This is a genomic window from Escherichia sp. MOD1-EC7011 (assembly GCF_002965005.1).
In the GTDB taxonomy this organism is placed as follows: domain Bacteria; phylum Pseudomonadota; class Gammaproteobacteria; order Enterobacterales; family Enterobacteriaceae; genus Escherichia; species Escherichia ruysiae.
In genome coordinates, this window is sequence record NZ_PTRD01000016.1 from 16595 (window position 1) to 30142 (window position 13548).

14 protein-coding genes, 1 rRNA gene and 1 other annotated feature are annotated in these 13548 nt (G+C 49.1%); of the genes, 7 read left to right on the forward strand and 8 right to left on the reverse strand.

The features are described 5' to 3' along the window. The first annotated feature begins 16 nt into the window (after positions 1-16). On the forward strand, positions 17-364 hold the full coding sequence (gene rplS, locus A7098_RS07745; RefSeq protein WP_000065253.1) for a 50S ribosomal protein L19: 348 nt from the start codon (positions 17-19) through the stop codon (positions 362-364). 76 nt (positions 365-440) lie between these two features. Here the strand turns inward: rplS and A7098_RS07750 are convergent, their stop codons facing one another. The 4 genes from A7098_RS07750 to A7098_RS07765 all read right to left on the reverse strand — a co-directional run bounded on the left by A7098_RS07750 (position 441) and on the right by A7098_RS07765 (position 3189). Beyond that, positions 441-923 carry an OmpA family protein gene (locus A7098_RS07750; RefSeq protein ID WP_000595359.1) on the reverse strand — a complete coding sequence of 161 codons (483 nt, stop codon included), beginning with the start codon at positions 921-923 and terminating at the stop codon, positions 441-443. Between the two features lie 15 nt (positions 924-938). After that, positions 939-2162 (reverse strand): diguanylate cyclase DgcN, encoded by a 1224-nt coding sequence (gene dgcN / locus A7098_RS07755; protein ID WP_000368158.1) that lies wholly within the window; start codon positions 2160-2162, stop codon positions 939-941. Beyond that, on the reverse strand, positions 2155-2673 hold the full coding sequence (locus tag A7098_RS07760) for a YfiR family protein (protein ID WP_105280594.1): 519 nt from the start codon (positions 2671-2673) through the stop codon (positions 2155-2157). The genes dgcN and A7098_RS07760 overlap by 8 nt, the downstream gene beginning before the upstream one ends. A 150-nt stretch (positions 2674-2823) precedes the next feature. After that, positions 2824-3189, reverse strand: a complete 366-nt coding sequence (locus A7098_RS07765) for a DUF2799 domain-containing protein (RefSeq protein WP_000976011.1) — start codon at positions 3187-3189, stop codon at positions 2824-2826. A 209-nt stretch (positions 3190-3398) separates the two neighbouring features. Here A7098_RS07765 and aroF point away from each other — a divergent pair, with 209 nt between their 5' ends. Together aroF and tyrA are read left to right on the forward strand one after the other, a co-directional pair. Further along, positions 3399-4469 carry a 3-deoxy-7-phosphoheptulonate synthase AroF gene (gene aroF / locus A7098_RS07770; RefSeq protein WP_001168056.1) on the forward strand — a complete coding sequence of 357 codons (1071 nt, stop codon included), beginning with the start codon at positions 3399-3401 and terminating at the stop codon, positions 4467-4469. Between the two features lie 10 nt (positions 4470-4479). Continuing rightward, positions 4480-5601, forward strand: coding sequence for a bifunctional chorismate mutase/prephenate dehydrogenase (tyrA, locus tag A7098_RS07775; protein WP_000225241.1), 1122 nt, complete (start codon positions 4480-4482; stop codon positions 5599-5601). A gap of 39 nt (positions 5602-5640) precedes the next feature. On the opposite strand, the gene pheA is transcribed toward tyrA, so the two are convergent. The 4 genes from pheA to bamD form a co-directional block, all read right to left on the reverse strand. Next, positions 5641-6801 carry a bifunctional chorismate mutase/prephenate dehydratase gene (pheA, locus tag A7098_RS07780; RefSeq protein ID WP_000200136.1) on the reverse strand — a complete coding sequence of 387 codons (1161 nt, stop codon included), beginning with the start codon at positions 6799-6801 and terminating at the stop codon, positions 5641-5643. Positions 6802-6823: 22 nt separating this feature from the next. Continuing rightward, positions 6824-6949: a sequence feature (Phe leader region), on the reverse strand. Then, positions 6901-6948, reverse strand: a complete 48-nt coding sequence (gene pheL / locus A7098_RS07785) for a pheA operon leader peptide PheL (RefSeq protein ID WP_001386991.1) — start codon at positions 6946-6948, stop codon at positions 6901-6903. It overlaps the preceding feature by 48 nt. Before the next feature lie 102 nt (positions 6950-7051). After that, complete coding sequence (raiA, locus tag A7098_RS07790; protein ID WP_000178456.1) at positions 7052-7393, reverse strand: ribosome-associated translation inhibitor RaiA; 342 nt, start codon at positions 7391-7393, stop codon at positions 7052-7054. Positions 7394-7662: 269 nt separating this feature from the next. Next, positions 7663-8400, reverse strand: a complete 738-nt coding sequence (gene bamD / locus A7098_RS07800) for an outer membrane protein assembly factor BamD (RefSeq protein WP_000197682.1) — start codon at positions 8398-8400, stop codon at positions 7663-7665. 134 nt (positions 8401-8534) lie between these two features. Between bamD and rluD the strand changes: the two genes are divergently transcribed. The 4 genes from rluD to A7098_RS07820 all read left to right on the forward strand — a co-directional run. After that, positions 8535-9515 (forward strand): 23S rRNA pseudouridine(1911/1915/1917) synthase RluD, encoded by a 981-nt coding sequence (gene rluD / locus A7098_RS07805; protein WP_000079112.1) that lies wholly within the window; start codon positions 8535-8537, stop codon positions 9513-9515. Further along, positions 9512-10243, forward strand: a complete 732-nt coding sequence (gene yfiH / locus A7098_RS07810) for a purine nucleoside phosphorylase YfiH (protein ID WP_105280595.1) — start codon at positions 9512-9514, stop codon at positions 10241-10243. The genes rluD and yfiH overlap by 4 nt, the downstream gene beginning before the upstream one ends. A 129-nt stretch (positions 10244-10372) precedes the next feature. After that, complete coding sequence (gene clpB / locus A7098_RS07815; RefSeq protein WP_002431841.1) at positions 10373-12946, forward strand: ATP-dependent chaperone ClpB; 2574 nt, start codon at positions 10373-10375, stop codon at positions 12944-12946. A 446-nt stretch (positions 12947-13392) separates the two neighbouring features. Beyond that, positions 13393-13548, forward strand: a 16S ribosomal RNA gene (locus A7098_RS07820); the annotation flags it as partial.

Consider the following 13548-nt stretch of genomic DNA (forward strand, 5'->3'; position numbering starts at 1 on the left):
GATAAGAGATTAAATTATGAGCAACATTATTAAGCAACTTGAACAAGAGCAGATGAAGCAGGACGTACCTTCCTTCCGTCCGGGTGATACCGTGGAAGTGAAAGTATGGGTTGTTGAAGGTTCCAAAAAACGTCTGCAGGCATTCGAGGGCGTGGTTATCGCTATTCGTAACCGCGGTCTGCACTCTGCATTCACTGTTCGTAAAATTTCCAACGGCGAAGGCGTTGAGCGTGTCTTCCAGACTCACTCTCCGGTAGTTGACAGCATTTCTGTCAAACGTCGTGGTGCTGTTCGTAAAGCTAAACTGTACTACCTGCGTGAGCGTACTGGTAAGGCTGCTCGTATCAAAGAGCGCCTCAACTAAGATTTCGCTTAAGCGACATCCTGTTAAGAAGGGCTGGCCAATTGGCTGGCCCTTTTTTTATCTACTGAAATTGTATTTAAGGCGCACTAATTACCACCGCAACGCGGCGGTTTTCAGCCCGGCCCTGTGCTGTCTTGTTGCTGGCAATAGGATATTTTTTCCCTAAACCCTGAGTGGTGAGATTGCTGCGCGGAATCTGTCCACCCTCGGCCCAGGCATCGGCGACGACATTCGCTCGCTTCAGTGATAAGGCTTCGTTGTAGCTATCTTCACCATAGTTATCGGTATGACCATCCATACGGGCATGTGTTAGCCCGGTAGAGGTCAGTTTTGCCGCCATAGTCTGGATTTGTTGCTGACTTTCCGGAAGCAGTTTGTAGTCATTTTTAGCAAACAGAATAGTGTCGGATAAGCCAAGCGACCAGTCACCGGCAGATTCAGTAAAACCATAAGACTGCATAGCAGCGACTTGCTCTGGGGTAAATTTGCCTTGTGGAGTCTGGCAACCAGCCAGTATCAGAGTGGAGAAAACCAGAGGTGCTACCAGTTGCTTTATCATGTAGATATTTCCTTGTTATTTCACCAGCTTTTCGGCGCGCTGATGTTTGGCCTGATACATATTACGATCGGCAAGCTCTTGTAATTTTTCCGCAGAAGCGTGTTCGCGAGTCAGAGCGTATCCAATACTTAAGGTCATACTGGTCTGGTGACCGTTATGGAGATCGAATGGGCGATGAAAGGTTTGTGTGAGAGCAGTACAAATACGCTGTACTTCATATTCTGACAGTACGCCATACAGAATCATGGCGAACTCATCGCCTCCTATACGGTACGCTTGATGCCGTTTCCCGCTAAATTCCATTAACCGTGTTGCTATCTCGATCAAGACCTGATCACCCGTCGCGTGACCCCATGTGTCATTGATATATTTAAAATTATCGCCATCAAGAAAAAGTAAGGCTGAGGTTTCCCGAACGGCAGAATCACTCATTAACGTATTGATGCAGTTGCGGAATGCAGCGCGGTTAGCCAGGCCGGTTAACGGATCATGCAGGGCAGTACGTAAGAGTTGCGCATTTTTTGCCTGTAAACGAAGCTGCCACTCTTCCATTTCATCCAGCAGACTATTGAAGTCGAGAGCAAAGCGGTGAAATTCTTCGATGCGCTCTTCCGAAACTCGTCGGGAAAAATTGCGGTTGGATCGCACATCATGAACTACATCAGTAATGTTTTTTAGCGCCTCCACCAGTCCGTTATGCAAATGGCGGGTGAGGGTGATTGCAATGCCTGATGCCAGCAGAATACAACCGGTAAGCACTGCGAGTGAAAACCAGATGAAATGGCTGATTGAACTGTCGCGAGCGGTTAACTGAACTTCGCCGATGATTTTTCCATTGTGGCGAATGGGCTGAATTACCGGTGCGGGAAAGAGCCAGTGGCTAATGAAATTGCTGAATCTATCTCCCGGTTCTCTGGCTGTGTAGTGCCAGGATGCAATGATATTTTGCTGATTATCACGTACTTCAGCGGTTGAAAATTGACCTTGCTGCCCTAGTGCGGCCAGGGTTTCTGTCGCTGCCGAACCATCGGCAAAAACGACCGCTGCTTCCAGACTATAAGTCATGGTTGCTGCGGTGAGCGCCAGGTTTTTTTGTGCGTATTGTTTCAGTGTCAGTACCGACGTCACGGAAAGCAGCAGCCAGATCAGCGTCATGGTGATAAAGATGCTGGTCATGCTGATGTTGCGTAATGCTCTTTTAAACGTTGGTCGCTTATTAAGAGAATTATCGTTATCCATCTTTTTTCTTCCGAGCGAGCATTAAGACATCCGGGTTGACCTTTACACCACTACGCGATAAGGCATCCAGGTTGACGGCAAATCTGACATCATTATTGTTGATAATCAGACAAAAGGCGCTGCCAATAATGCACTCTGCATTTTGTTCGGTAATTAATAATAACGCCTTAGACGGATATTGTTTGATTAATTCTATCTGGAATGTCGGTGATTCGTTGCCAAAATAAAAACCATTGCAGTCTGAAATCAGTGCTTCTTGTTTGCTGTGAATGATGACGGGCAGATAAGGTAAAGAAGTCGCGCCATTATCTTGTAGGGCGGTACTAAAACGTGAAGATGAAAAAATACATAGCTTTGGCGGGCCAGATAACGCTGGCCAACGAGTGTAGCTGACAATACCGGAAACCATCAGACGCACATTTTTCGCGGTGTTAGTGGTTTCCTGAGCGAGTAATGGTGCACTCGCCAGGAGGGGCATCAGCAGTAAAAATAACCGGTGGGAAAAACGCATTCAGGGATCCTCACCACCGTCGCTCGAAATGCATCGATAATTTTTTCAGAATGCTCATTAAAATATCATTCTTTTATGCGGGCGTCATCACGATGAGAATTAAAGTTTGAATGAGTTAAATCTTATGATTAATTTATTGAGGCGCTCCAGTTAATTCAATCGCATCGTGCTGGCATTTTCATCTGCCCCTTTTTGCCATGCTTCATGTAGTTGGTTGGCATTTTCAACATTGTTGCAGCTGGCAGGGAAACTTTTACCGGAAAGCCCTCTGGCATAAGTAAAATCGATTTGGCAGGTTTTCTTTTGTCCTTCGGCATATCCTTTAAGGTATACCCCCCGATCAGCCTGTGAATCGCTAAATGTATCGCGATCTTTTATGGCAATGCCAGATATTGCATCTTCCATACCAACATCATACCAGTCGGTGCTGGTTAAGTTTGGCGCGTGAGTATAAGGATCAATCTGGCAACCACTAACCACCAAAGCCAACAAGGAACCGATAAATTTTTTCATCATTTTCTCTCCTTTTTTCAAAGCATAGCGGATTGTTTTTAATGATGGTGTAAATTTATTTATACGAATTTTGTGGCTTGTAGCTTATTAAAATTGTATCTGTAAAGTAATATTTACGTAATTTGGATTGAAATCTTTACTCGCTGTGTTATCGTTACGTCATCCTCATTGAGGATCAACTATCGCAAACGAGCATAAACAGGATCGCCATCATGCAAAAAGACGCGCTGAATAACGTACACATTACCGACGAACAGGTTCTGATGACCCCGGAACAGTTGAAGGCCGCTTTTCCATTAAGCCAGCAACAAGAAGCCCAGATTGCTGATTCGCGTAAAACTATTTCAGATATTATCGCCGGGCGCGATCCTCGTCTGTTGGTGGTGTGTGGTCCTTGTTCCATTCATGATCCTGAAACCGCTCTGGAATACGCTCGTCGATTTAAGGCCCTTGCCGCAGAGGTCAGCGATAGCCTCTATCTGGTGATGCGCGTCTATTTTGAAAAACCCCGTACGACTGTCGGCTGGAAAGGGTTAATTAACGATCCTCATATGGATGGCTCTTTTGACGTCGAAGCCGGCCTGCAAATCGCGCGTAAATTGCTGCTTGAACTGGTGAGCATGGGGCTTCCGCTGGCGACGGAAGCGTTAGATCCAAATAGCCCGCAATACCTGGGCGATTTGTTTAGCTGGTCGGCAATTGGTGCTCGTACCACGGAATCGCAAACGCACCGTGAAATGGCATCCGGGCTGTCTATGCCGGTTGGTTTTAAAAACGGCACCGATGGCAGTCTGGCAACGGCAATTAACGCTATGCGCGCCGCCGCCCAGCCGCACCGTTTTGTTGGCATTAACCAGGCAGGGCAGGTTGCGTTGCTACAAACTCAGGGGAATCCGGACGGGCATGTGATCCTGCGCGGTGGTAAAGCGCCGAACTATAGCCCTGCGGATGTTGCGCAATGTGAAAAAGAGATGGAACAGGCGGGACTGCGCCCGTCTCTGATGGTAGATTGCAGCCACGGTAATTCCAATAAAGATTATCGCCGTCAGCCTGCGGTGGCAGAATCCGTGGTTGCTCAAATCAAAGATGGCAATCGCTCAATTATTGGTCTGATGATCGAAAGTAACATCCACGAAGGCAATCAGTCTTCCGAGCAACCGCGCAGCGAAATGAAATACGGTGTATCCGTAACCGATGCCTGCATCAGTTGGGAAATGACCGATGCCTTGCTGCGTGAGATTCATCAGGATCTGAACGGGCAGCTGACGGCACGCGTGGCTTAAGAGGTTTATTATGGTTGCTGAGTTGACCGCGTTACGCGATCAAATTGATGAAGTCGATAAAGAGCTGCTGAATTTATTAGCGAAGCGTCTGGAACTGGTCGCCGAAGTCGGTGAGGTGAAAAGCCGCTTTGGACTGCCTATTTATGTCCCGGAGCGTGAGGCATCTATGCTGGCCTCGCGTCGCGCTGAGGCGGAAGCCCTGGGTGTACCGCCAGATCTTATTGAGGATATCCTGCGTCGGGTGATGCGGGAGTCCTACTCCAGCGAGAATGACAAAGGCTTTAAAACGCTTTGTCCTACGTTGCGCCCGGTGGTTATCGTCGGTGGTGGCGGTCAGATGGGGCGCTTGTTCGAGAAGATGCTGACCCTCTCGGGTTATCAGGTGCGGATTCTGGAGCAACATGACTGGGAACGTGCGGCTGATATTGTTGCCGATGCCGGAATGGTGATTGTCAGTGTGCCGATTCATGTGACCGAACAGGTTATCGCCAAATTACCGCCTTTACCGCAGGATTGTATTCTGGTCGATCTGGCATCGGTGAAAAATGGACCGTTACAGGCCATGCTGGCGGCACATGATGGTCCGGTGTTGGGACTTCACCCGATGTTTGGCCCGGACAGCGGCAGTCTGGCGAAGCAGGTGGTGGTCTGGTGTGATGGACGCCAGCCGGAAGCATATCAATGGTTTCTAGAGCAAATTCAGGTTTGGGGCGCGCGGCTGCATCGGATTAGCGCCGTCGAGCACGATCAGAATATGGCGTTTATTCAGGCACTGCGCCACTTTGCCACTTTTGCTTATGGTTTGCATCTGGCAGAAGAAAATGTTCAGCTTGAGCAACTTCTGGCGCTCTCTTCGCCCATTTACCGCCTTGAGCTGGCGATGGTTGGGCGACTGTTTGCTCAGGATCCGCAGCTTTATGCCGACATCATTATGTCGTCAGAACGTAATCTGGCGTTGATCAAGCGTTACTATAAGCGTTTTGGCGAGGCAATTGAGCTGCTGGAGAAGGGGGACAAGCAGGCGTTTATCGACAGTTTCCGCAAGGTGGAAAACTGGTTTGGCGATTATGCGCAACGCTTCCAGAGTGAAAGCCGCGTGTTATTGCGTCAGGCGAACGACAGTCGCCAGTAGTCATCTTGTGCCGGGGAGGCATCACCCGGCACGATTTCATCACGCCGGGTCAACAGGCACTACATTCTCACTTGGGTAACAGCCTAATACCTTCATCGAACGGGTAATTTCACCTAACTCTTTCAATGCTTTTTGCATTTCCGCTGATTCAAGATTGGCCTGAATATCCAGATAAAACATCTCTTCCCACGGATTACCGTGAATCGGGCGTGATTCCAGACGGGTCATAATCAGATTATGGTTACGCAGTACCAGCAATGCTTCTACCAGTGCACCAGCTTGTTGTCCGGTCGCCATTAATAATGTGGTTTTTGCCGGAACCTGGTCAGACACGTTAATCGCTTTACGTGCCAGCACCACAAATCGGGTGAAGTTTTGTCGCTGATTTGCCTCAATACGTTCCAGTACCTGTAAACCGTACAAAGTGCCGCCTGCCTCGCTCCCCAGTGCAGCAACATGCGGTGATTTTGCCTGTGCAACCTTTTCCATCGCCGCAGACGTACTTTCGGTATATTCAATCTTCCAGTGCGGGTAACGATTAAGAAATTTACTGCATTGCTGGAACGGCTGTGGATGGCTGTAGACTGTGGTGATGGTTGATAAATCTGTAGTACCAGAAACCAGCAGGCAGTGATCGATGGTCAGCGTCATCTCGCCAACAATCGATAAGCTGGTATGTTGTAGTAGATCGTAAACGTCGTTTATGGCACCTGAACTGGTATTCTCAATCGGTACTACCGCATAGTCGGCCTGACCGGTTTCCACCTGATTAAAAATATCAGCAAATTTTGCGCAACCGCTTTCAATAAATTGTTCGAAATGGCGGGCAGCGTACTGACGTGCGGCAAGGTGTGAATAGGAACCTTTAGGGCCGAGAAAAGCAATACGTGCTGAATGTGGATTAATTTTATTGAGATGCTGCTGGAGCAGTGCCTGCTGAGTTAATACGGAATCTTCAATGATGAGCTGGAACAGGCGAGTAATGTAATGGGCGTCCAGATGGTGCGTTTTACCGAGCGTAATTAATCTTTCCAGTAAATCGCGTTCACGATCAATATCACGCACGGGGCGATGAGAGAGCAGTTTGGCTTTTCCCACCTCGACAGCCAGTTCACGCCGCTCTGCCAGTAACGCCAGTAATTTTTCATCCAGCGCGCTGATTTTCTCGCGCAGCGCCAGTAATGGGTTTTCCGATGTCATAGTGTTGCCTTTTTTGTTATCAATAAAAAAGGCCCCCCGGTTTGGGAGGCCTTATTGTTCGTCTTCGCATTCTGTTTCACACGACGAAACGCCTCCCATTCAGGGGAAGGTAAAAAAGAATGCGAAGAAGAACGGCGTGTGTTTCATGTTTGTTTCCTTAAGCGACTTAAGTACAGTACCTGTACTGTTTTCACGCTGTCAACAAAAAACGCGCCCGAAGGCGCGTTGGCGATACACTCAATATAAAGGACTACTCTTCTTCAACTTCTTCGACGAAGTTGGCGTCTTTCACCGATGTTGCGGCACGACGTGCTTCGCCTTTGTGCTGCAGTTTATTGAGCTGCCGTTCCAGCTTGTTGATCAATTCGTTAATTGCGGTGTACATATCTTCATGTTTACCACTGGCAACCAGAACGCCGTTAGGTGTATTGATTGTGGCGTCAGCAACGAACCCTTGTGGCTCTTTGGACAGAATGATATGTGGATTAATCAGATGTGTTTGCCATTTTTCCAGTTTGGCGAGACGGTCTGCGACATGTTGGCGGATGGCCGGAGTAATTTCCATTTGTTTGCTGGTAATGTTCATTGTCATAAATTTTACCTCTTGTCTTCCCGTCTTGGTGAATTCAGCATACCGTTCCTGATGTCAAAATGTGTGATGGAAATCTCATAATTTTGTCGCTTTTTGTCAATGAGGCTTTTTTGTGAGAAATCGCAGGAAGAGGTGTTTTTTTACTTGAGGAAATCTCAAAGCGAGCCATATTTGATGAGATCGGTAGTGACTAAATCGCTTCAGTTTCACAACTGACAGAATAAAAAAACGGCAGCTCAAGGGCTGCCGTTTTGTGTTTCAGGTTTCTGTTATGTATTGCTGCTGTTTGCGGCGATGATTTTAGCTACTTTTTCAGCTTGCGCATTCATCTGCATCTGACGGTATGCATTTTCCATCAGCGGCAGCGCATCACGCGTAGCCTTGGTATCCGGGTAATCGCGCAACATGCCTTCTACACGGTTAACGACGGCAACCCATGCACCACGTTCTGTATAGTACTCAGCAACGGAGTATTCATATTTCGCCAGACGATCTTTCAGGAATACCAGACGTTTGGTGGCATCGGTGGTGTACTGACTGTTCGGATAGCCGCGCACCAGTTTGGAAAAGTCACTAAACGCAGCTCGTGCATGTTGAGGATCGCGATCGCTACGGTCAACGCCAAAGAACCCTTGCAGCGCACTGTCATCCAGCGCCATATTGGTCAGGCCACGCATGTACATGACATAATCGATATTCGGATGGGTCGGGTTAAGGCGAATAAAACGATCGATGGCAGCCTGTGCTAACGGCAAATCGGCGTTTTTATAGTAGGCGTAGATGAGATCCAGCTGCACCTGCTGCGAATACGGACCAAACGGATAGCGATTATCTAACGCTTCCAGTTGCGTTATTGCCTGTCTCCAGTTACCGTCCTGCAGCTTTTGTTGTGCAGTCGCGTAAATTTCATTTGGCGGATTATCAGGTACTTCTTCCTTTGACCCCGAGCAACCCGCCAAAAACAGGCTTAGTGTGGCGGCTGCCACCAGATATTTCATGCGCGTCATGACGTTTTGACTTTCCTCAAAATGTAATACGGGAGATTCTCTGTTCCTGCTCCCGGTTAAGACCAGCTACAATAGCACACTATATTAAACGGCAAAGCCGTAAAACCCCAACGATAAACGAAGAAGCAGTATATATGGCACAACGAGTACAGCTCACTGCAACGGTGTCCGAAAACCAACTCGGTCAACGCTTAGATCAGGCTTTGGCCGAAATGTTCCCGGATTATTCACGTTCGCGGATAAAAGAATGGATCCTCGACCAGCGCGTGCTGGTTAACGGCAAGGTTTGTGATAAGCCGAAAGAAAAAGTATTGGGTGGCGAGCAAGTTGCCATCAACGCTGAGATTGAAGAAGAAGCGCGTTTTGAACCGCAGGATATCCCGCTGGATATCGTCTATGAAGATGAAGATATCATCGTCATTAATAAACCGCGCGACCTGGTGGTACATCCTGGCGCGGGTAACCCGGATGGCACGGTATTGAATGCGTTGCTTCATTACTATCCGCCCATTGCTGATGTTCCACGTGCGGGCATTGTCCATCGTCTGGATAAAGACACCACTGGTCTGATGGTTGTCGCAAAAACCGTTCCGGCTCAGACGCGTTTAGTCGAATCTTTGCAACGGCGTGAAATTACTCGTGAGTACGAAGCGGTGGCAATTGGTCATATGACCGCTGGCGGTACGGTGGATGAGCCAATTAGTCGTCACCCGACCAAACGTACCCATATGGCGGTGCATCCAATGGGCAAACCGGCGGTCACTCACTATCGCATTATGGAACATTTCCGTGTGCACACGCGTCTGCGGTTGCGTCTGGAAACTGGACGTACGCATCAGATCCGCGTGCATATGGCGCATATCACCCATCCGCTGGTGGGCGATCCGGTTTATGGTGGTCGTCCGCGTCCGCCAAAAGGGGCTTCGGAAGCATTTATCTCCACGCTGCGTAAGTTTGACCGCCAGGCGCTACATGCAACCATGCTGCGTCTTTATCACCCAATCTCCGGTATCGAAATGGAATGGCATGCGCCTATTCCACAAGATATGGTGGAGCTGATTGAGGTGATGCGCGCCGATTTCGAAGAGCATAAGGATGAAGTGGACTGGTTATGAGTAAACTGATTGTCCCGCAGTGGCCGCTGCCAAAAGGTGTTGCGGCCTGTAGCTCTACTCGTATCGGCGGCGTGAGCTTGCCGCCGTATGACTCGCTCAACCTGGGGGGCCATTGTGGCGATAACCCGGATCACGTTGAGGAGAATCGCAAGCGACTTTTTGCTGCGGGCAATTTGCCTTCAAAACCGGTCTGGCTTGAGCAGGTACACGGCAAAGATGTGCTTAAGCTTACTGGCGAACCCTATGCTTCAAAACGAGCGGATGCCTCTTATAGCCACACGCCCGGTACGGTTTGTGCTGTGATGACTGCCGACTGCCTGCCCGTGCTGTTTTGTAATCGTGCGGGAACGGAAGTCGCCGCCGCTCATGCTGGCTGGCGTGGACTGTGCGCTGGCGTGCTGGAAGAGACGGTTTCCTGTTTTGCTGATAATCCTGAAAACATTCTCGCCTGGTTAGGGCCGGCAATTGGTCCACGCGCGTTTGAAGTGGGGGCGGAGGTTCGTGAAGCGTTTATGGCTGTAGACGTCAAAGCGAGTGCAGCTTTCATTCAGCATGGTGATAAGTTTCTGGCGGATATTTATCAGCTTGCCCGGCAGCGTCTGGCGAGCGTTGGTGTTGAGCAGATTTTCGGCGGCGACCGTTGTACATATACGGAAAATGAGACTTTCTTCTCTTATCGTCGCGACAAGACTACGGGTCGTATGGCAAGTTTCATTTGGCTGATATAACCTAAAGAATCAAGACGATCCGGTACGCGTGATTTTCTTTTCACATTAATCTGGTCAATAACCTTGAATAATTGAGGGATGACCTCATTTAATCTCCAGTAGCAACTTTGATCCGTTATGGGAGGAGTTATGCGTCTGGATCGTCTTACTAATAAATTCCAGCTTGCTCTTGCCGATGCCCAATCACTTGCACTCGGGCACGACAACCAATTCATCGAACCACTTCATTTAATGAGCGCCCTGCTGAATCAGGAAGGGGGTTCGGTTAGTCCTTTATTAACATCCGCTGGCATTAATGCTGGCCAGTTGCGCACAGATATCAATCAGGCATTAAATCGTTTACCGCAGGTTGAAGGTACTGGTGGTGATGTCCAGCCATCACAGGATCTGGTGCGCGTTCTTAATCTTTGCGACAAGCTGGCGCAAAAACGTGGTGATAACTTTATCTCGTCAGAACTGTTCGTTCTGGCGGCACTTGAGTCTCGCGGCACGCTGGCCGACATCCTGAAAGCAGCAGGGGCGACCACCGCCAACATTACTCAAGCGATTGAACAAATGCGTGGAGGTGAAAGCGTGAACGATCAAGGAGCTGAAGACCAACGTCAGGCTTTGAAAAAATACACCATTGACCTCACCGAACGAGCCGAGCAGGGCAAACTCGATCCGGTGATTGGTCGTGATGAAGAAATTCGCCGTACCATTCAGGTACTGCAACGTCGTACTAAAAATAACCCAGTGCTGATTGGTGAACCTGGCGTCGGTAAAACTGCCATCGTTGAAGGTCTGGCGCAGCGTATTATCAATGGTGAAGTTCCGGAAGGGCTGAAAGGCCGCCGCGTACTGGCGCTGGATATGGGCGCGCTGGTGGCAGGGGCGAAATATCGCGGTGAGTTTGAGGAACGATTAAAAGGCGTACTGAACGATCTCGCTAAACAGGAAGGCAACGTCATCCTGTTTATCGACGAATTACATACTATGGTTGGCGCGGGTAAAGCCGATGGCGCAATGGACGCCGGAAACATGCTGAAACCGGCGCTGGCGCGTGGTGAATTGCACTGCGTAGGTGCCACGACGCTTGACGAATATCGCCAGTACATCGAAAAAGATGCTGCGCTGGAACGTCGTTTCCAGAAGGTGTTTGTTGCCGAACCAACGGTGGAAGACACCATTGCTATTCTGCGTGGCCTGAAAGAACGTTACGAACTGCACCACCATGTGCAAATTACTGACCCGGCAATTGTTGCAGCGGCGACGTTGTCTCATCGCTACATTGCTGACCGTCAACTGCCGGATAAAGCCATCGACCTGATCGATGAAGCAGCATCCAGCATTCGTATGCAGATTGACTCAAAACCAGAAGAACTCGACCGACTCGATCGTCGTATCATCCAGCTCAAACTGGAACAACAGGCGTTAATGAAAGAGTCTGATGAAGCCAGTAAAAAACGCCTGGATATGCTCAACGAAGAACTGAGCGACAAAGAACGTCAGTACTCCGAGTTAGAAGAAGAGTGGAAAGCAGAGAAAGCATCGCTTTCTGGTACACAGACCATTAAAGCAGAACTGGAACAGGCGAAAATCGCTATTGAACAGGCTCGCCGTGTAGGTGACCTGGCGCGGATGTCTGAACTGCAATACGGCAAAATTCCGGAACTCGAAAAACAACTGGAAGCCGCAACGCAGCTGGAAGGCAAAACTATGCGTCTGTTGCGTAATAAAGTGACCGACGCCGAAATTGCTGAAGTGCTGGCGCGTTGGACGGGGATTCCTGTTTCTCGCATGATGGAAAGCGAGCGCGAAAAACTGCTGCGTATGGAACAAGAACTGCACCATCGCGTTATTGGTCAGAACGAAGCGGTTGATGCGGTATCGAACGCTATTCGTCGTAGCCGTGCGGGGCTGGCGGATCCAAATCGCCCGATTGGTTCATTCCTGTTCCTCGGCCCAACGGGTGTGGGTAAAACTGAACTTTGTAAGGCGCTGGCGAACTTTATGTTCGATAGCGACGAGGCGATGGTTCGTATCGATATGTCCGAGTTTATGGAGAAACACTCGGTGTCTCGTCTGGTTGGTGCGCCTCCGGGATATGTCGGTTATGAGGAAGGTGGCTACCTGACCGAAGCGGTGCGTCGTCGTCCGTATTCCGTCATCCTGCTGGATGAAGTGGAAAAAGCGCATCCGGATGTTTTCAACATTCTGTTACAGGTACTGGATGATGGGCGTCTGACTGACGGGCAGGGGAGAACGGTCGACTTCCGCAATACGGTGGTCATTATGACCTCTAACCTCGGTTCCGATTTGATTCAGGAACGCTTTGGTGAACTGGATTATGCACACATGAAAGAGCTGGTGCTCGGTGTGGTGAGCCATAACTTCCGTCCGGAATTCATTAACCGTATCGATGAAGTGGTGGTCTTCCATCCGCTGGGTGAACAGCACATTGCGTCGATTGCGCAGATTCAGTTGAAACGTCTGTACAAACGTCTGGAAGAACGTGGTTATGAAATCCACATTTCTGACGAGGCGCTGAAACTGCTGAGCGAGAACGGTTACGATCCGGTCTATGGTGCTCGTCCTCTGAAACGTGCTATCCAGCAGCAGATCGAAAACCCGCTGGCACAGCAAATACTATCTGGTGAATTGGTTCCGGGTAAAGTTATTCGCCTGGAAGTTAATGAAGACCGGATTGTCGCCGTCCAGTAATGATAAAACGAGCCCTTCGGGGCTCGTTTTTGTCTATAAATTAGACGGAAAAGACCATGTTTAAGATGCTTTGCCTGAAAAATGAGCGAACGGTAAAGTTTTTTTATTTTTCGCTTGTCAGGCCGGAATAACTCCCTATAATGCGCCACCACTGACACGGAACAACGGCAAACACGCCGCCGGGTCAGCGGGGTTCTCCTGAGAATTCCGGCAGAGAAAAGCAAAAATAAATGCTTGACTCTGAAAGAGGAAAGCGTAATATACGCCACCTCGCGACAGTGAGCTGAAAGCCGCGTCGCAACTGCTCTTTAACAATTTATCAGACAATCTGTGTGGGCACTCGAAGATACGGATTCTTAACGTCGCAAGACGATAAATGAATACCAAGTCTCAAGAGTGAACACGTAATTCATTACGAAGTTTAATTCTTTGAGCATCAAACTTTTAAATTGAAGAGTTTGATCATGGCTCAGATTGAACGCTGGCGGCAGGCCTAACACATGCAAGTCGAACGGTAACAGAAATCAGCTTGCTGATTTGCTGACGAGTGGCGGACGGGTGAGTAATGTCTGGGAAACTGCCTGATGGAGGGGGATAACTAC